The following is an 18,905-nucleotide window of genomic DNA, read 5'->3' as shown; positions in this document are numbered from 1 at the left end:
ACTTTGTGGTTCATGACTGGGGTGAAGTCGTAACAAGGTAGCCCTAGGGGAACCTGGGGCTGGATCACCTCCTTATACGAAAGATTATTGCGATGAGTGTTCACACAGATTGATTAGGTTTAGATTAAAGACGATGCTTGGGTCTGTAGCTCAGGTGGTTAGAGCGTTCGCCTGATAAGCGAGAGGTCGGTGGTTCAAGTCCACTCAGACCCACCAATCTTCCTCCCAGATGATTGGCGGTAAGCATCAACACTGATGGGGCTATAGCTCAGCTGGGAGAGCGCCTGCCTTGCACGCAGGAGGTCAGCAGTTCGATCCTGCTTAGCTCCACCATCTTTAAGTGTTTTCTCTTTGAGAATATTTAAAAATGGTTCTTTATGAATCAAGTTCTTTAACAATTTGGAAAGCTGACGAATAACATTTGATTAATGTTATTCATTTAAAAGTTCTCAAATCCTANATCGAAAGATNTAGGTACCAACACACATTCAAGTGTTCTTGGGAATTACGAAAGTAATTCATATTTGAGTCCGGCAAAATCGAGTCTGCACATGTATAAAAATGCAGACAACTTTGGTTGTTTGACCGTTTGCTTTCACTTTTCAAAAGTGAAGACAAATAGAAAGACCCTTTGGGGTTGTATGGTTAAGTGACTAAGCGTACACGGTGGATGCCTTGGCAGTCAGAGGCGATGAAAGGCGTATTAACTTGCGATAAGCTCAGATTAGGTAGTAAAAACCTGTGAGTCTGRGATTCCTGAATGGGGAAACCCAACTGCATAAGCAGTTATCGCTGAGTGAATACATAGCTCAGCGAGGCGAACCGGGGGAACTGAAACATCTAAGTACCCCGAGGAAGAGAAATCAACCGAGATTCCGAAAGTAGCGGCGAGCGAAATTGGATTAGCCCTTAAGCTTTTTATGAGACAGGTGAAGGCTCTGGAAAGTGCCGCGATACAGGGTGATAGCCCCGTAACCGACATCTCATCATCAGTGAAATCGAGTAGGGCGGGACACGTGATATCCTGTCTGAATATGGGGGGACCATCCTCCAAGGCTAAATACTACTGACTGACCGATAGTGAACCAGTACCGTGAGGGAAAGGCGAAAAGAACCCCTGTGAGGGGAGTGAAATAGAACCTGAAACCGTGTACGTACAAGCAGTAGGAGCACCTTCGTGGTGTGACTGCGTACCTTTTGTATAATGGGTCAGCGACTTATATTCAGTGGCAAGGTTAACCGTTTAGGGGAGCCGTAGGGAAACCGAGTCTTAACTGGGCGTTCAGTCTCTGGATATAGACCCGAAACCAGGTGATCTAGCCATGGGCAGGTTGAAGGTTGAGTAACATCAACTGGAGGACCGAACCGACTAATGTTGAAAAATTAGCGGATGACTTGTGGCTAGGGGTGAAAGGCCAATCAAACCTGGAGATAGCTGGTTCTCCCCGAAATCTATTTAGGTAGAGCCTCGGACGAATACTACTGGGGGTAGAGCACTGTTAAGGCTAGGGGGTCATCCCGACTTACCAACCCTTTGCAAACTCCGAATACCAGTAAGTACTATCCGGGAGACACACGGCGGGTGCTAACGTCCGTCGTGGAGAGGGAAACAACCCAGACCGCCAGCTAAGGTCCCAAAGTATAGCTAAGTGGGAAACGATGTGGGAAGGCTTAGACAGCTAGGATGTTGGCTTAGAAGCAGCCATCATTTAAAGAAAGCGTAATAGCTCACTAGTCGAGTCGGCCTGCGCGGAAGATGTAACGGGGCTAAGCTATACACCGAAGCTGCGGCAATGTGTTTACACATTGGGTAGGGGAGCGTTCTGTAAGCCGTTGAAGGTGGACTGTAAGGTCTGCTGGAGGTATCAGAAGTGCGAATGCTGACATGAGTAACGATAAAGGGGGTGAAAAACCTCCTCGCCGGAAGACCAAGGGTTCCTGTCCAACGTTAATCGGGGCAGGGTAAGTCGACCCCTAAGGCGAGGCCGAAAGGCGTAGTCGATGGGAAACGGGTTAATATTCCCGTACTTCTTACAATTGCGATGGGGGGACGGAGAAGGCTAGGTGGGCCTGGCGACGGTTGTCCAGGTTCAAGTGCGTAGGCTTAAGGTTTAGGTAAATCCGGACCTTTTTAAGGCTGAGACACGATGTCGAGCTACTACGGTAGTGAAGTCATTGATGCCATGCTTCCAGGAAAAGCCTCTAAGCTTCAGATTGTAAGGAATCGTACCCCAAACCGACACAGGTGGTCGGGTAGAGAATACCAAGGCGCTTGAGAGAACTCGGGTGAAGGAACTAGGCAAAATGGTACCGTAACTTCGGGAGAAGGTACGCTCTTAGTGGTGAAGTCCCTTGCGGATGGAGCTACCGAGAGTCGCAGATACCAGGTGGCTGCAACTGTTTATTAAAAACACAGCACTGTGCAAAATCGCAAGATGACGTATACGGTGTGACGCCTGCCCGGTGCCGGAAGGTTAATTGATGGGGTTAGTTTTCGGACGAAGCTCTTGATCGAAGCCCCGGTAAACGGCGGCCGTAACTATAACGGTCCTAAGGTAGCGAAATTCCTTGTCGGGTAAGTTCCGACCTGCACGAATGGCGTAATGATGGCCACGCTGTCTCCACCCGAGACTCAGTGAAATTGAAATCGCTGTGAAGATGCAGTGTACCCGCGGCTAGACGGAAAGACCCCGTGAACCTTTACTACAGCTTGGCACTGAACATTGAGCCTACATGTGTAGGATAGGTGGGAGCCTTTGAAGCGAGTACGCCAGTATTCGTGGAGGCAATCTTGAAATACCACCCTTGTATGTTTGATGTTCTAACTTGGTTCCCTAATCGGGAATGAGGACAGTGCCTGGTGGGTAGTTTGACTGGGGCGGTCTCCTCCCAAAGAGTAACGGAGGAGCACGAAGGTGGGCTAATCACGGTTGGACATCGTGAGGTTAGTGCAATGGCATAAGCCCGCTTGACTGCGAGAATGACAATTCGAGCAGGTGCGAAAGCAGGTCATAGTGATCCGGTGGTTCTGAATGGAAGGGCCATCGCTCAACGGATAAAAGGTACTCCGGGGATAACAGGCTGATACCGCCCAAGAGTTCATATCGACGGCGGTGTTTGGCACCTCGATGTCGGCTCATCACATCCTGGGGCTGAAGTCGGTCCCAAGGGTATGGCTGTTCGCCATTTAAAGTGGTACGCGAGCTGGGTTTAGAACGTCGTGAGACAGTTCGGTCCCTATCTGCCGTGGGCGTTGGAAGATTGAAGGGGGCTGCTCCTAGTACGAGAGGACCGGAGTGGACGAACCTCTGGTGTTCGGGTTGTGTCGCCAGACGCATTGCCCGGTAGCTAAGTTCGGAATCGATAACCGCTGAAAGCATCTAAGCGGGAAGCGAGCCCTGAGATGAGTCTTCCCTGGCGCTTAAAGCGTCCTAAAGGGTTGTTCGAGACTAGAACGTTGATAGGCAGGGTGTGTAAGCGTTGTGAGGCGTTGAGCTAACCTGTACTAATTGCCCGTGAGGCTTAACCATACAACACCCAAAGGGTTTTGATGGACTCAAAGCAAGAACATTGAATGTGTATTGAGACATTTAAACAGCTTTCCGAATTAAAGAATTTGCTTGGCGACCATAGCGTTGTGGACCCACCTGACTCCATGCCGAACTCAGAAGTGAAACGCAATAGCGCCGATGGTAGTGTGGGGCTTCCCCATGTGAGAGTAGGACATCGCCAGGCTTTGAACAACATCTGTTTAAAGCACTGTATAGATAAGACTTTAAATAGACCACTGCGGAGTGGTAGTTCAGTTGGTTAGAATACCGGCCTGTCACGCCGGGGGTCGCGGGTTCGAGTCCCGTCCACTCCGCCACTTATTTGAGAGTCGTCTCAATAAACACGAAGATAGGGGTGTAGCTCCAATTGGCAGAGCAGCGGATTCCAAATCCGCGTGTTGGGAGTTCGAATCTCTCCACCCCTGCCATATTCAAAGGCTCTGACTTAGGTCGGAGCCTTTTTTGTTTTCGCTTTTTCAAAGCGATGTGTTGGGAGTTGGGTCGCCAGCCCGGTCAAATCTCTCCACCCCTGCCATATTCAAAGGCTCTGACTTAGGTCGGAGCCTTTTTTGTTTTCGCTTTTTCAAAGCGATGTGTTGGGAGCTGGGTCGCCAGCCCGGTCAAATCTCTCCACCCCTGCCATATTCAAAGGCTCTGACTTAGGTCGGAGCCTTTTTTGTTTTCGCTTTTTCAAAGCGATGTGTTGGGAGCTGGATCGCCAGCCCGGTCAAATCTCTCCACCCCTGCGATATTTACAGGCTCTGACTTAGGTCAGAGCCTTTTTCGTTTTTCCTTTCCTAAGTTCTCTAATCTCATTGTTCACTGATATACTCGTAATCGTTATCAAATACTGGATATGATTATGCCTCATTTACGATTTAGAGCGATTGAACCTGAGCTTGTTAAAACTCTTTCTGGTCCACTAGTTGATGAACTGCAACCGTTAATGGACTGTCCCAAAGAGGACTTTACGGTTGAACATATTGCCTCCACTTTTTACTTTGATAATAAGGTCAGTCATGCTTATCCATTTATTGAAGTGCTATGGTTTGATCGGGGGCAGGAGGTCAAAAATTCAGTGGCTACAGTTATCACGACTCAGGTACGCTCAGCCCTAGGGAAAGAGCTTGATGTGGCGGTAGTCTTTAGTACGCTTGAGCCCTCGAATTACTACGATAATGGACAACACTACGGTTAGTATTTGAATAAGGTGACTCTCACAATTGGGACTGGAGAAGTCGAAGTATGTTGACTATGGTTATCAATACTTCGGTAGATTAGTCTTTTTGTTTCTTGGTGTTATTGTTATTGAGTTAAGGCTTATCTACTGTATTTTTGGGGGATTTCCCCATTAAGTTTTGGGTAAGGAAGACTGTTATGACTATGATCTCATCAAGGCAGTTTGCCCGATGGCTTAGGGAGAGATTCGCTTCAGAAAAAGATGGAGTGATTCTAACTAGAGAGGACATTAATCAACTATCCGGTAGGCAAAGTTTCACACTCGGTTTCATCAATGATATTCACTATGAGTTGATGCAGCACGGTATTGCCTTTGTGACCGACACCAGCAGAGAGAAGTTCTATTTAATTCCTATTAACTCTGCAGAAAACTGGCGCAAAAAACTGGAGATGCAGTATGAGAAAGAGCTTTACTGCAATGTTTTTCCGATCGAAAAGTCTGGGTAATAAAAAAGCCTCCACTTGGAGGCTTTTTGCTGACTAGGCCATACCTTGAATAATCACAAACTTCTCAAGTAGCTCATCATCGGTTTCCACATGGTTTGGATCGGTGATGATACATTTTGTGATTGGGCAGACGGACTGACAAGTTGGTTTGTCGTAGTGCCCTTTGCACTCCGTGCATAAATGGGGGTCGATCTCAAAGATCTCGCTGCCCATACTAATTGCCCCATTAGGACATTCAGGGTCACACATATCACAGTTGATGCACTTGTCAGTGATTAATAGTGCCATGGTTACTTACCAGTTGGGTTACGTGTATCTTGTCCTGAATTTAGGTTACGCATAAGTAGTGCGTAGTCCAGATCCAACTCCTCTGGTACTGGAATGAAGACGAAGTGACCGTTACCTTTAGCGTCGTCGATGCTTTCTGACTTACGGTTTTCCATCACTTCTAGGCTGAATACCACATTGCCTTTTGGTGTCATTAACTCAAGGCTATCGCCAACCACAAATTTGTTTTTCACTTCAACTTCAGCCAAGTGACCGCGACGTTTACCGGTAAACTCACCTACAAATTGCTGAGAATCGGAAACGGAATAACCGTAGTCATAGTTTTGATAGCTGTCATGAGTATGACGACGCAGGAAGCCTTCTGTATAACCACGGTGAGCTAGGCTTTCTAGCGTGCCTAATAGTGATTCATCAAACGGTTTGCCAGCAACAGCGTCATCAATAGCTTTACGGTAAACTTGAGCAGTACGAGCACAGTAGTAGAAAGATTTAGTACGACCTTCAATCTTAAGTGAGTGGACACCCATCTTAGTCAAACGCTCAACATGCTGCACCGCACGAAGATCTTTGGAGTTCATGATGTACGTACCATGCTCATCTTCAAATGCCGCCATTTTATCTTCTGGACGATGGCTTTCAGAAAGCAGTACGACTTCATCCGTTGGTTTACCACGACCAATAGTGGTCTCTGGACGCTCATCAACGACTTCAACTGCTTGTGCTTCAGGAACAAATTCTTCGACAATTTGACCTGCGTCGTTTTCAGTCGCTTTTTCAACTTTGTATTCCCAGCGGCATGCATTGGTGCATGTACCCTGGTTTGGATCGCGTTTGTTGATGTAGCCGGATAGTAGGCAGCGACCTGAATAAGCCATGCAAAGTGCGCCGTGTACGAATACTTCTAGCTCAGTTTCAGGGCAATGTTCACGGATTTCCTCAATCTCTTCTAACGATAACTCACGAGACACTATAACGCGCTCAACACCATTAGCTGCCCAGAACTTAACAGTCGCCCAGTTTACGGCGTTTGCCTGTACTGATAGGTGAATCGGCATTTCAGGGAATGCTTCACGAACCATCATAATAAGACCTGGGTCAGACATGATCAGTGCGTCTGGACCCATTTCAACAACAGGTTTTAGATCACGGATGAAGGTTTTTAGCTTCGAGTTATGCGGTTGAATGTTACAAACCACATAAAGCTTTTTACCTAGGGCGTGCGCTTCATTGATACCTATCTGAAGGTTTTCGTGGTTGAATTCGTTGTTACGAACACGAAGGCTGTAACGAGGTTGACCTGCGTAAACCGCGTCCGCACCGTAGGCGAATGCATAACGCATGTTCTTAAGGCTGCCAGCAGGTGACAGAAGTTCTGGAGTAAACATTGCTTTATATCTCTAATCTGATTTCAAGTCAGTGTTGTGCCACCTAATGGCACTAAGGGGCGCAAATTTTACGCTAATATCGAGAGGTTTCCAAGTTTTGTATTGAGCTCGCAGAACGCGAGCTCAGATAAGCAATGGCTATTGCTTTGGTAACCCGCCTAAGGCGTCATAAAGATTTGGTAGGAATGTGCCAAACTCACCGCAAAGTAATGAGAAGTCGGCATCCATTCGAGCCGCAGAATCTTCTCTTGGAATGTCGTCATTCTCATCTTTCAGTTCATCGCTGAATTTAAGGCGCTTAATACTGCCATCATCAGCCAGAACAAATTCAATACGCTCTTGCCAGTTCAGCGCGAGTTTAGTTACAAACTTGTTTGCTTCAATATGACCAAGAATCTCATCGCTAGACAGTTCTTGTTTCTTACAACGGATAACACCACCGTCTTCTAGCACTGACTTAAGCTCAGCCTCATCTAGAAGATTGAAGCCTGTAGGTACTTCACCGCCTTTCACCCATTCGGTTAATGTATTTTCAATAGGCTGATCAGGGAAGGCTGGAACAACAGGCAGGCTTCCCATTGTTTTTCTCAAGAGGGCGATGACATCTTCTGATTTCTTAAAGCTACTTGCATCTACAATGATGAAGCCTTCTTTTGGAAGAATAAGCAGATGAGTGAGGTTGCTGCGGCTGAAAGCTCGTGGAAGCAAATCAATGATGATTTCATCTTTAAGGTCATCTTTTTCTTTTTTCTTAAGTGGTCGACCTTCTTGCGTTTCCAACGCTTCTACTTTGCTGTTTAGTGACTCTTTGATCACAGACGCTGGCAGCATTTTTTCTTCTTTCTTTGCACAAAGCAAAATGCGGTTTTCAGAAACGTGGGTCATCATGTCGCCATGTTTACCAAGCGCTGTCACCCAACCAAATTTTTGCTTATCTTGACTACCACAAGGTGTAAAACGAAACTCTTCAAGCTGCTGCTCGAGTTTATCGGCGTTAAATTCAAGATCCTTGTTGAATCGATAGACCAAACAGTTTTTAAACCACATATTACTCTCACCTTTAGAATAGATAGCTGCACATGATAGGCAATTTTCAAACAATTGTCCTAGCCTAAATCTTCAATATGACAAACCAGATTGTGCGAAAGTTATATTAAAAATTGTTTTCAATGGTCACAAAAGTGTCATAATAATTCTTGATAATGCATGCAGTTGATTAGATTCCATAAGGTTATTCAGATATGTCTAGAAGAATCCTGGTTGTTGAGGATGAAGCACCAATTCGTGAAATGCTGTGTTTCGTGTTAGAGCAGAAAGGCTACCAAGCTGTTGAAGCAGAAGATTACGATACCGCAGTAAACAAACTGGCTGAACCTTACCCAGACCTTGTTCTACTAGATTGGATGTTGCCTGGTGGTTCAGGTATCAATTTCATAAAGCACATGAAGCGTGAAGAGCTTACTCGAAACATTCCAGTAGTGATGTTGACGGCTCGTGGTGAAGAAGAAGATAAAGTGCGCGGCTTAGAAGTCGGGGCTGATGACTATATCACTAAACCTTTCTCTCCAAAGGAATTGGTTGCTCGACTCAAAGCAGTTATTCGCCGTGTCACACCAACTGCGTTGGAAGATGTGATCGATGTTCAAGGGCTGAAGCTGGACCCAGTATCGCATCGTGTTACCGCGAATGATGCACCGCTAGATATGGGACCAACGGAATTTAAAATGCTGCATTTCTTTATGACGCATCAAGAGCGCGTATACAGCCGCGAACAACTGCTTAATAACGTTTGGGGTACTAACGTTTATGTTGAAGACCGTACGGTGGATGTGCACATTCGTCGTTTGCGCAAGGCATTAGAGTCCGCAGGACATGATAAGTTGATTCAGACCGTTCGAGGCGCTGGCTACCGTTTCTCTACCAAAGGCTAGCATCGAACTGGAGAGATAGATGGTTGAAAGGTTAACCTGGAAAAAGCTGGCCTGGGAGCTGGCTTTTTTTTACACCCCTTGGATTGTTGTTGGGTGGATATTTGGATATATGCCGTGGTTACTACTCGTTGCCACGGTTTTGCAGTTGATATGGCACCTACATAATCAGCTGCGTTTGTCTGCATGGTTGTGGGATGAAAAGCGTTTGACGCCGCCATCAGGCACAGGCAACTGGGAGTCGTTATTTAATGGCATCTATCGACTTCAACAGCGCCAAAGACGTAAACGAAAAGAGTTGACCAACCTGATTCGCCGTTTTAAAAACGGTGCGGAATCGCTTCCCGATGCGGTTGTGGTGTTTCGTAGTGAAGGTAATATCGTGTGGTGCAACAAACTCGCACAGCACCTTCTCGGCTTTCGCTGGCCTGATGATTCAGGACAGCCGATTTCTAATCTGATTCGTACCCCAGATTTCATTAAGTATCTAAACAAGCAGGACTTCTCTGAACCTCTAGAAATGCGTTCGCCTTTGAATGTGGAAAGAATGCTGGAGCTTCGAATCGTACCGTATACCGAAGGTGAGCATTTGATGGTCGTGCGTGACGTCAGCCAACTTAAGCAATTAGAAGGTATGCGTCGCAATTTCTTTGCTAATGTTTCTCATGAACTACGTACGCCAATGACTGTTCTTCAAGGCTACCTTGAGATGACAGAAGATCCAGACATGGTTGTAGGTCCTATGTGGACTAAAGCTCACGGCGTGATGACCGAGCAGCTTAATCGAATGAACAGCCTCGTGAATCAGTTACTCACGCTTTCCAAAATTGAAGCTGCGCCAATGCACGAGTTAGACGAAGTCGTCAATGTACCTGCTATGCTCGAAGTTCTCGAAAAAGAGGCGGTTAGCCTAAGTGGTGAGGATGGACACAAGGTTGAGTTTGATGTCGATAATAGTCTGAGAGTATTTGGTGACGATGATCAGTTAAGAAGTGCTATTTCAAATCTGGTTTACAACGCGATTAAATATACGCCACCGGGTGCAAACGTAAAAGTACGCTGGTATCAATCTGCTCAAGGTGCATGTTTAGATGTGGAAGATACTGGGGATGGTATTGAGCCCCAGCATTTGCACCGACTAACTGAGCGTTTTTATCGTGTCGATAAGGCACGCTCTCGTGATACTGGCGGAAGTGGGTTAGGGCTAGCTATCGTAAAACATGCGCTATCTCACCATGATTCTCATCTGGAAATTCACTCGGAAGTGGGCGTTGGTAGTAAATTCTCATTCATTCTTCCAGAACGTTTGGTAGTGAACTAATGGCGATGAGCGGAAGGTTAAGTTGGTCATCAGTATTGATTTTTGGCGTGATATCCTTCTCTACGCTGGCTTCAGAGTTGCCTAAATATACGAAGCAACCTGGGGTTGCAGGCAACTTATCCTCAGTAGGTTCAGATACTTTATCGGGGATGACCACCTTATGGCTTGAAGAGTTTAAGAACATTTATCCTAATGTTAATGCCCAAATTCAAGCTTCAGGCTCGTCGACGGCGCCTCCTGCTCTGGCCGAAGGTACAGCACAATTCGGCCCTATGAGCAGGAAGATGCGTTTAAAAGAGGTGGAATCTTTTGAGCGGCATTATGGTTACAAACCGACCGAGCTTCGAGTTGCGATTGATGCTATTGGGATATTTGTTCATACCGACAACCCCATCAAAGGTTTGAATTTCCAGCAAATAGACAGCATTTTTTCCTCAACATTACGCTGTGGAAGCAACCACTACATTAGTAAGTGGGAGCAGCTAGGCGTTAAAGCACCTTGGAGTCAACGTGCTATTCAGATGTTCGGCCGTAACTCGGTATCGGGGACCTATGGTTATTTCAAGAACAATGCACTTTGTGGAGGCGACTTCAAACGCAATGTGAATGAGCAACCTGGCTCAGCATCTGTGGTGCAATCAGTAGCGTCATCTGTGAATACCATTGGTTACTCTGGCATTGGCTATCAAGTATCGGGGGCGAAGTTGGTGCCCATCGCGAAACAAGGTGAGGATTACATCTTACCAACTCAAGACAATGTACAATCAGGTCACTACCCACTGTCTCGGTTCTTGTATGTCTACGTCAATAAAGATCCACAACGAAAACTTGATCCCATAGAGGAAGCCTATATTCGCTATATCTATTCTCGAGAAGGTCAGCGAATAGTGGTGAAAGATGGCTATGTACCGTTAAGTCGAGAATTTGCAGAACAAGAGCTAGCTAAGGTTGGACTGAGTTTTATCGATTAACCTTAACTGGTGAACCGAACATGCGGCTGCGACAACTAATCGAATTCAAGTTGCCACCCTACCGCTTGCCAGTAGCTTTGCTCCGTTTGTAAATCAGCGGAGAGAAGTCGGTTTTGTTCTAACCAATCTATTTGCTCACAACTCACAGTCCAAGTATCGTCGACAATAGTCAGCTTGAGAGGCAATAGAACATCATTACGTTGCCCATTAACGATAATGGCGAGTCGTAGGATTCGTATTAAACCGAGAATATGTTTTTTCTTAAACAGGCTAAACTCTGGGAGCTCTTGTAACTTGAGCGATTTTCTTTGAAAGCGAGCCAGTGTGGCTAAGATGCGCTGCTGCTCACTGTTAAAACCCGGCATATTGGTGTGCGTGAGTATGTAGCTTGAATGTTTATGGAAGGCCTGATAACTAATACTGAGCCCAACCTCGTGAAGTAGAGCACTCCACTCAAGCAAACTAAACAAATCACTTTTCTTTTTAAGGTTGAGCTGCTCATGAGTTTGATTTAAAAACTCGACTGCCTGGCCGCGAACTTTGGCGGCATGTTCAAGATCGACAAAATGTTTGGCGGCCAAATTTTCAGTAGTTCGCATTCGGATATCAGAGCGTTGGAAACGTTCCTCCATTTCATAGAGCAAACCTTCACGAAGAGCCCCTGCCGAAAAGTGCATTTCACGAATTTTCAAACTTTCAAAGAGCGCAGTTAATATCGCCACGCCTGCGGCAAACACTGGCTTCCTTTCGTCTGTTAGTCCAGCTAAGTTGATGTCATCAAGAGTGTTAAATTCACACAAGGTATCGATAAGTTTATACAAACGTTTATGGGTGACTAAACCATCTTCATGTCCTAAACCGATTAAGACTTCCCTTATTGCCTTAATCGTTCCAGAGGAGCCTAATGCAACTTCCCAACCTTTCTTTTTATATCGAACCGACAATGCTTCAAGTCTTTGCTGAGCAGATAAAATAGCTTTGGAGAAATTTTTAGTGGAGAGTTTTCCGTTGGCAAAAAATTTAGTGGTATAGCTCACGCAGCCCATCTGAGTGCTATTTAGTAGTACAGGTTCGAAAGCCTTACCTATGATGAGCTCGGTACTACCACCACCAATATCAATCACCAGTTTTGAATTTGACTCGGTTTGAGTATGCGCAACGCCGGTATAGATTAGGCGTGCTTCTTCTTCACCAGGGATGACTTCAATAGGAAAGGGAAGAACGTCGCGAGCGCGTTGCAAAAAGATATGGGTATTATTGGCGATACGCAGCGTGTGGGTTGCGGCAATACGAACGTTTTCTGGCTCAAAGCCTTGTAGGCGTTCTGCAAACATGGCAAGGCATTCTAATCCTCGTTCAATCGCAGCGTTGTCGAGATTCTGTTGAGCGTCCAACCCGGAGGCTAATCTCACTCGCTGTTTGTGGCGACTTACTAACTGTAGATCTTGATCCACTACCTTAGCGACAACCATATGAAAGCTGTTCGAACCTAAATCGATAGCGGCGACATTTTTTATACTACTGTCCTTGGTCTGGCTCATTATTGATCAGTTGCTCTTTGGTTTTTCTTGTTTGTTTCTCTACCTTTTTAAGATAGTCGTAAATAGCCATTTGTGAGCGTACTTTCTTACGGTTACCGCGCGGTACGTAGCTGTTGCTCATTTCTTTGTCTATCCAACGTGCCTTCATGGTATCAGTAAAGTGAAGGTTAATAATGTCGATAATTCGCTGTTTTAAACGAGTGTCACGCACTGGAGCGGCGACTTCAATACGATGGTCTATGTTGCGAGTCATCCAGTCGGCAGATGAGATATAGACTTGAGGATCGCCATTGTTATGCGCAATGATGACGCGAGGGTGCTCTAAGAAGCGATCAACAATGCTGATAATTTTTATGTTATCGCTCACTCCTTCAACACCAGGAACTAGAGAGCACATGCCGCGGATAATCATTTGGATTTTAACCCCTGCATTGCTCGCGCCGTAGAGCTTGTTGATCAGCCCCTTATCGACTAAATTGTTAATTTTTAAAGTGAGTTTACCTTTCTTGCCCGCCTTAGCATTGGCGATTTCAGTATCAATGAGTCGGTAGAGTTGTTTACGCGAGTTACGTGGGGAGACGATGAGATAGTTAAACTTCACTGGGCGATAAGGGTTTTCGATATAGCCGAAAACGTTACGAACTTCATTCGCGATCTCTTGATCGGCAGTTAGCAAAGAAAAGTCGGTATAGATACGAGCATTCTTCTCATGAAAGTTCCCAGTGCCAATGTGAGCATAGCGGGTAATCTCGCCCTCTTCTCGGCGACTTATCAGCAGTAATTTAGCGTGTATTTTTAACCCCGGAGCACCAAAGATCACTTGTACCCCGTTTTCGGTGAGCACTCTAGACCATTCAATGTTGGCTTCTTCGTCAAACCGAGCCTGTAGCTCAACCACTACTGTGACATTTTTCCCGTTGTGTACGGCGTCAATCAATGAGTTCATCAAACGGGAGTCTTTCGCCACTCGATATACATTGATTTTGATACCAATGACCTTAGGGTCAAACGAGGCTTGACGCACTAACTCAGTAATATGATCAAAGGTGTGATAGGGGAAATGGAGCAAAATATCTTGAGCGCGTATGGCCTCAAACTGGTTGTCGTAGCCATCGAAATCGGCACAACGCATTGGAGGTAGTGGTTTGTTTTCCAGGTATTCACGTCCAACATTTGGAAAGCCGATAAAGTCTTTAAAGTTATGGTAGCGACCACCGGGAATTAGGCTATCGTAGTTAGAAATGCCTAGTTTGCTGCACAAGGTATTTAGCATTTCTTCGGGCATATCACGCTCGTAAACAAAGCGTACGGGCATGGCGGTCAGACGTTGATTGACACTCTCAGACATTTGTTCGAGCAGGCTGTGTTCCACTTCGAGACTCAAGTCGTACTCCGCATCCCTCGTCATTTTCATCGCATAGCCATTAAGCTCATCGTAATCAAAGAACCCGCGGAATATATCGTCAAGACAATAACGAATGATGTTGTCGAGCAGAATGATGGTTTTACGGCGTTTACCTTTTTGTTCAGGAACCATGACAAAACGGGGTAAGTGATCAGTAGGGATCTCTAAGATCGCATACTGAGAACTCTGCTCTTTTTGCATATCGACAACGATATAGGCGTACTCATCCTTGAGAAACTGCAGTACGTTGATGTCTTCTCCAAGCATAAAAGGTGTTAAGTGAGGCAACACTTCATTTCTAAAGTATTTCTTTACCCACTTTTGTTGCGTGTCACTTAGCTGAGTTTCATTAACTAGGAAGATTCGACGACGAGCCATCTCTAAAATCAGCTCGTTGTAGAGTTCATCAAACCGCAAATTAAGCTTGAGTGCCTTACTTTGCATCTTACCCAGTAGATGTTTGGAGTTGTCGTTAATACCACTTTCTTGGTTAATGAGGATGCGACGTTTTACGTCAGAGAAACGAACTTTGTAAAACTCATCGAGGTTGTTGGAGAAAATCCCTAAAAAGCGGATGCGTTCAATCAGTGGGACGGTCTTGTCTGCGGCTTCTTGCAGCACTCGCTCGTTAAAAGAGAGCCAACTAAGTTCTTTTTCGATATAGAGTTTTTCCGCGCTCATTTACCTAACCACCAACATTCTGGACTCATTGTTGTCAATGAGTGACATATAAGACTAATCTAATCGTGAACCTTATTGATTTTATATGACATTTTTATTTCAAATAGCGTGCGACTTGACACATTTCATTATTTTCAGCACGTTAGATGGCATGTAATATAACTGTCATCTAAACGACATAAAATATTGGGGCACGTCATGCATTCTAGTAACTCGTCCCAGAACCCTTAACGGGTAATATCTCGTAAGATTCTAACCGTCACCAAAGAGACAAATGTAGATTATGGCAACAGCCAATTTTTCGTTACAAACCAAAGATCGTAAAAGACTGGTAAAGGACCGTTTGGTTCGCTGGATCGTGTCTTTTGGCGGTTTGAGTGTATTGGCGAGTTTGATCTTTATCTTTGTCTATTTGGCTTATGTGACGTTCCCACTGTTCTCTGATGCCAAGGTATCATGGTCACAAGGGGTTGAGTTAAGTATAGATAAACCTATCGTCTATAGCGCGATCGACGACCACGGCACTCGAGCTGCTTTTGTGACAACGGATGGCGTGGTGGTTGAGCAATCTTTAGTCTCAGGTCAACAAACAACACGTCAACTTCCTATTAGTACCTCAATGCTTAAGACGGTTAATAATGACCAGTTACTCATTGTTGATTCTGATCAGAGACTCGCCTTAGTTCAGCCTAAATTTAAATGGCAATCAGAAAAAGGACAAAGTGATCTAGAACTTAAGTTGCCAGGTCGTGCTGATTGGATGCCCACTCATGGCAGCGTCATATCATTGGTAACAGCAACCAGCAATGCTCGTGGAATAGCCTTTGCTATGGTAGATAGTCGTGGCTTAGTCCATTTGATTTGGCAGCCAATGAGTTCAGATGCGCAGGATTCTTCCGATTCGAAAACAGTGCAAACTCTCTCTACTCTTGCACCTTTAGACTCTGCCGATGAAATATTGCTAACTCCAGATGCGCAAACGGTTTATGTGCGAAGTGGTAATGAACTTGCTGTGATCAACAGAGGGGCCGAGCATCTCGTGGTTCGTGAGGTGGTGGACTTAACTGCAGTGAATGAGGCCAAAGTCACGGGGCTCAAATTGTTGTCTGGCGCTCACTCCTTACTGGTGGAGTATGATAATCAGCAAGTTTGGCAGTGGTTTGATGTGGTGAAACAAGACGCTAGGCACTTAACTGCTATTCGTTCCTTTAATTTTGACGCACCTTTAACTGCTTTACTTCCAGAAAATTTAACGAAAGGGTTCATAACCGTCCTAGCTGACGGAAGCCTACAAAGTAATTACACCACTAGTGAACGCGTTGTATTCACCAGTAGCCTGCCGAGTAAGAGCCTGGTAAGCCTCTCTGCGCTTTCTTACAACAATCAGTATGCATTGGTATTGTCCGGCGGTACGACCTACTTAGGGCATATTGATAATCCGCATCCAGAAATTTCGTTGTCGGCACTGTTTGGCAAAGTGTGGTATGAGAGTTACCCAGAGCCTGAATTCGTTTGGCAAACTACTGCTGCTTCTGATGAGTTTGAAGGTAAGTACAGTCTTGTGCCTATTGCCTTTGGTACTATTAAAGCTGCGATGTTCGCTATGTTGTTTGCGGTACCGATTGCGGTGCTGGGTGCGATCTATACGGCGTATTTTATGTCATCTAGTATGCGTAAAGTCGTTAAGCCAACCATCGAACTGATGGAGGCGTTGCCTACCGTTATCATTGGTTTTCTCGCCGGTCTTTGGTTTGCGCCGATAGTAGAAACGCATTTACCAGCGGTACTTCTACTTCTACTAACTCTACCAACAATTTGTCTATTGGCTGGTGTTGTTTGGTACATCCTGCCACGTCAATACACCAGTAAACTACCCAGTGGATTACATCCGTTTACGCTAATTCCTGTCATCATTGTTGCGATGTACCTTGCCATGACGTACTCCACTGACATGGAGGTGTTGTTTTTTAATGGTGATGCGCGAGTTTTTCTTGCTCAACATGGCATTGATTTTGACCAAAGAAATGCTCTAGTTGTGGGCTTTGCAATGGGATTTGCTGTGATTCCTACCATCTTTACGATTGCTGAAGACGCGATCTTTTCTGTGCCGAAGCATCTTTCCGATGGTTCATTGGCACTAGGTGCAACTCAGTGGCAAACCTTAGTGTATGTTGTGCTACTCACCGCAAGTCCAGGGATTTTCTCGGCAGTAATGATGGGATTGGGTCGAGCAGTAGGCGAGACAATGATCGTTTTGATGGCGACGGGCAACACACCAATATTGGATTGGAATATTTTTGAGGGCATGAGAACACTTTCTGCCACCATGGCTGTGGAGCTCCCTGAATCTGAGGTTGGAAGCAGCCATTATCGTTTGTTGTTTTTAATCGCGTTGATTTTGTTTAGTTTTACTTTTGTTGTGAATTCACTGGCTGAGTGGGTTAGACAAAGACTGCGGGAGAAATACAGTGCGCTGTAGAATGTGGAAGGAGCCTTACCATGTTTAAGTGGCTCAAATCTGGCGCACCTTGGGTTTGGCTAACAGGTGGTGCCGTTAGCATCAGCTTAATATCCGTCCTCGGTCTTTTGCTATTGATTGGTTGGAAAGGGCTCACTTATTTTTGGCCCGCTCCGCTTTATCAATGGCAAGATGACAACGGCAAAGCTTTAATTGGGCAGATTTACTCAAAGACTTGGGTTCCTACCCATAACATTCCTGATGCCGATAAGTTGTTACCGACTGAGGTGCTGGCTGCGGGGAAAGTAGAGCGTCTGAGTATTAAAGTCGCGAATCGAGACTTATATGGTGTCGATTTTGTTTCTTTGCTCTCACCACAACTTAAGTTGCAAACGACACCTGCCGATCTTGTCGTTTTAGAGAGAACACGTGGTGGTGATTTCTTTGGGAGAATTATCGCTCTAAAGACGCCCGATGGCGCAATTACTACGGATCTTAACACTCTGCTGAAGCTCGAAATTCAGCAGGTGAAACTGACTCGAGAGCAAATAGATGACACGATTCAGCGTAAAATACGTGGCTTGAATCATCAATTGGAAGCATTACGGCTAAAGCAGCGCCGAGACTCACTTAATGGAGAGCTGTCAGAGGAGCTTACTCACCGTTATGAGCAGCAAGTCAGTATTATTCACCAGCAGCTAAACCAAAGTGAAGGGGAGCTGGATGCACTGCGTAACGAGTTGAGCAGTAAAACGCTCATTGTTGAAGATATGCGTGGTGAGAAAGTTGAGATTGGGTTAAATCGGATCCTTGATTTCTGGTATCCGAACAATATGTCTTTTGCCGATAAGTTAGTACATTGGAGTGGACAAGTCTGGAAGTTCCTCTCTGATGATCCACGAGAGTCAAATTCTGAAGGCGGGGTGTTCCCAGCCATTTTCGGCACTGTTCTGTTGGTTATCATTATGTCGATAATGGTGATGCCGTTAGGGGTGCTAGTTGCGGTTTATCTACATGAATATGCTGAAAATAATGCTCTCACGCGAATGATACGGGTAGGGGTGATTAACCTAGCGGGGGTACCTTCCATTGTATACGGTGTGTTTGGTTTAGGTTTTTTCGTTTATACCATTGGTGGCTCAATTGATTCACTGTTCTATGCTGAGCGATTACCGGCACCAACGTTTGGTACTCCGGGGCTATTGTGGTCGGCATTAACTCTTGCGATTCTTACATTGCCAGTAGTGATAGTCGCAACGGAGGAAGGGTTGAATAGAATTCCAGTGTCCGCCAGGCATGGGTCACTAGCTCTAGGAGCAACACAGTCTGAAACGCTTTGGCGTATTGTATTGCCTATGGCGAGCCCTGCAATCATCACTGGGCTGATCCTTGCAGTCGCGAGAGCCGCAGGAGAGGTTGCGCCTCTAATGTTGGTTGGGGTGGTAAAACTAGCATCAAGCTTGCCTATTGATTCGCAGTTTCCCTTTTTGCATCTAGAGCGTAAATTTATGCACCTTGGTTTTCATATCTATGACGTGGGCTTTCAAACCTCGAATATTGAAGCCGCACGACCGTTAGTCTATGCCACCTCTTTCTTGTTGGTAACGGTGGTCGTTGGGCTAAACTTAACAGCAATCGCCATACGAAATAACCTGCGCGAAAAATATCGAACATTAGGACAAGATTAATC

At 45.5% G+C, this 18,905-nt stretch carries 12 protein-coding genes, 4 tRNA genes and 3 rRNA genes; 14 read left to right on the top strand and 5 right to left on the bottom strand.

Annotation, left to right across the window (positions count from 1 at the left end):
• The 9 genes from HOP38_RS13465 to HOP38_RS13425 all read left to right on the top strand — a co-directional run.
• Window positions 1–75, top strand: a 16S ribosomal RNA gene (locus HOP38_RS13465); the annotation flags it as partial.
• Between the two features lie 64 nt (window positions 76–139).
• A tRNA-Ile gene (locus tag HOP38_RS13460) sits at window positions 140–216 on the top strand.
• Between the two features lie 41 nt (window positions 217–257).
• A tRNA-Ala gene (locus tag HOP38_RS13455) sits at window positions 258–333 on the top strand.
• Window positions 334–643: 310 nt separating this feature from the next.
• A 23S ribosomal RNA gene (locus tag HOP38_RS13450) occupies window positions 644–3,530 on the top strand.
• Between the two features lie 89 nt (window positions 3,531–3,619).
• Window positions 3,620–3,735, top strand: a 5S ribosomal RNA gene (gene rrf / locus HOP38_RS13445).
• A gap of 56 nt (window positions 3,736–3,791) precedes the next feature.
• Window positions 3,792–3,868: transfer RNA gene (locus HOP38_RS13440), tRNA-Asp, on the top strand.
• A 34-nt stretch (window positions 3,869–3,902) separates the two neighbouring features.
• Window positions 3,903–3,979, top strand: a tRNA-Trp gene (locus HOP38_RS13435).
• A 434-nt stretch (window positions 3,980–4,413) separates the two neighbouring features.
• Entirely contained in the window at window positions 4,414–4,749 is a 336-nt protein-coding gene (locus HOP38_RS13430; protein ID WP_198558229.1) for a DUF1904 domain-containing protein, read from the top strand.
• A gap of 179 nt (window positions 4,750–4,928) precedes the next feature.
• Window positions 4,929–5,237 carry a hypothetical protein gene (locus HOP38_RS13425; protein WP_038223073.1) on the top strand — a complete coding sequence of 103 codons (309 nt, stop codon included), beginning with the start codon at window positions 4,929–4,931 and terminating at the stop codon, window positions 5,235–5,237.
• Between the two features lie 33 nt (window positions 5,238–5,270).
• On the opposite strand, the gene HOP38_RS13420 is transcribed toward HOP38_RS13425, so the two are convergent.
• The 3 genes from HOP38_RS13420 to rdgC all read right to left on the bottom strand — a co-directional run bounded on the left by HOP38_RS13420 (window position 5,271) and on the right by rdgC (window position 7,957).
• On the bottom strand, window positions 5,271–5,525 hold the full coding sequence (locus HOP38_RS13420) for a YfhL family 4Fe-4S dicluster ferredoxin (RefSeq protein ID WP_006074776.1): 255 nt from the start codon (window positions 5,523–5,525) through the stop codon (window positions 5,271–5,273).
• Window positions 5,526–5,527: 2 nt separating this feature from the next.
• Window positions 5,528–6,910 carry a prephenate-dependent tRNA uridine(34) hydroxylase TrhP gene (gene trhP, locus HOP38_RS13415; protein WP_006074777.1) on the bottom strand — a complete coding sequence of 461 codons (1,383 nt, stop codon included), beginning with the start codon at window positions 6,908–6,910 and terminating at the stop codon, window positions 5,528–5,530.
• Between the two features lie 138 nt (window positions 6,911–7,048).
• Window positions 7,049–7,957, bottom strand: coding sequence for a recombination-associated protein RdgC (gene rdgC, locus HOP38_RS13410; protein WP_198558228.1), 909 nt, complete (start codon window positions 7,955–7,957; stop codon window positions 7,049–7,051).
• Between the two features lie 194 nt (window positions 7,958–8,151).
• On the opposite strand from rdgC, the gene phoB reads away from it, so the two are divergent.
• From phoB to HOP38_RS13395, 3 genes are read left to right on the top strand one after another with little or no spacing between them, the layout of a single operon-like run.
• Window positions 8,152–8,841 carry a phosphate regulon transcriptional regulator PhoB gene (gene phoB, locus HOP38_RS13405; protein WP_038227986.1) on the top strand — a complete coding sequence of 230 codons (690 nt, stop codon included), beginning with the start codon at window positions 8,152–8,154 and terminating at the stop codon, window positions 8,839–8,841.
• A gap of 19 nt (window positions 8,842–8,860) precedes the next feature.
• Complete coding sequence (phoR, locus tag HOP38_RS13400; protein ID WP_038227984.1) at window positions 8,861–10,159, top strand: phosphate regulon sensor histidine kinase PhoR; 1,299 nt, start codon at window positions 8,861–8,863, stop codon at window positions 10,157–10,159.
• A gap of 5 nt (window positions 10,160–10,164) precedes the next feature.
• Window positions 10,165–11,130 carry a PstS family phosphate ABC transporter substrate-binding protein gene (locus HOP38_RS13395; protein WP_198558227.1) on the top strand — a complete coding sequence of 322 codons (966 nt, stop codon included), beginning with the start codon at window positions 10,165–10,167 and terminating at the stop codon, window positions 11,128–11,130.
• Window positions 11,131–11,165: 35 nt separating this feature from the next.
• Here the strand turns inward: HOP38_RS13395 and ppx are convergent, their stop codons facing one another.
• Both ppx and ppk1 read right to left on the bottom strand, forming a co-directional pair.
• Entirely contained in the window at window positions 11,166–12,671 is a 1,506-nt protein-coding gene (ppx, locus tag HOP38_RS13390; protein WP_198558226.1) for an exopolyphosphatase, read from the bottom strand.
• Window positions 12,649–14,757, bottom strand: coding sequence for a polyphosphate kinase 1 (ppk1, locus tag HOP38_RS13385; RefSeq protein WP_198558225.1), 2,109 nt, complete (start codon window positions 14,755–14,757; stop codon window positions 12,649–12,651). Before ppk1 ends, ppx begins: the two co-directional genes overlap by 23 nt.
• A 283-nt stretch (window positions 14,758–15,040) precedes the next feature.
• On the opposite strand from ppk1, the gene HOP38_RS13380 reads away from it, so the two are divergent.
• On the top strand, window positions 15,041–17,236 hold the full coding sequence (locus HOP38_RS13380) for an ABC transporter permease subunit (RefSeq protein ID WP_198558224.1): 2,196 nt from the start codon (window positions 15,041–15,043) through the stop codon (window positions 17,234–17,236).
• Window positions 17,237–17,256: 20 nt separating this feature from the next.
• Window positions 17,257–18,903 carry a phosphate ABC transporter permease PstA gene (gene pstA, locus HOP38_RS13375; RefSeq protein ID WP_198558223.1) on the top strand — a complete coding sequence of 549 codons (1,647 nt, stop codon included), beginning with the start codon at window positions 17,257–17,259 and terminating at the stop codon, window positions 18,901–18,903.
• The last annotated feature ends 2 nt before the right edge of the window (window positions 18,904–18,905 follow it).

Source organism: Vibrio mediterranei, assembly GCF_013364395.1.
In the GTDB taxonomy this organism is placed as follows: Bacteria; Pseudomonadota; Gammaproteobacteria; order Enterobacterales; family Vibrionaceae; genus Vibrio; species Vibrio mediterranei.
The sequence above is the reverse complement of the archived record's forward strand: the minus strand, read 5'-3'. Positions and strand labels throughout refer to the sequence as shown.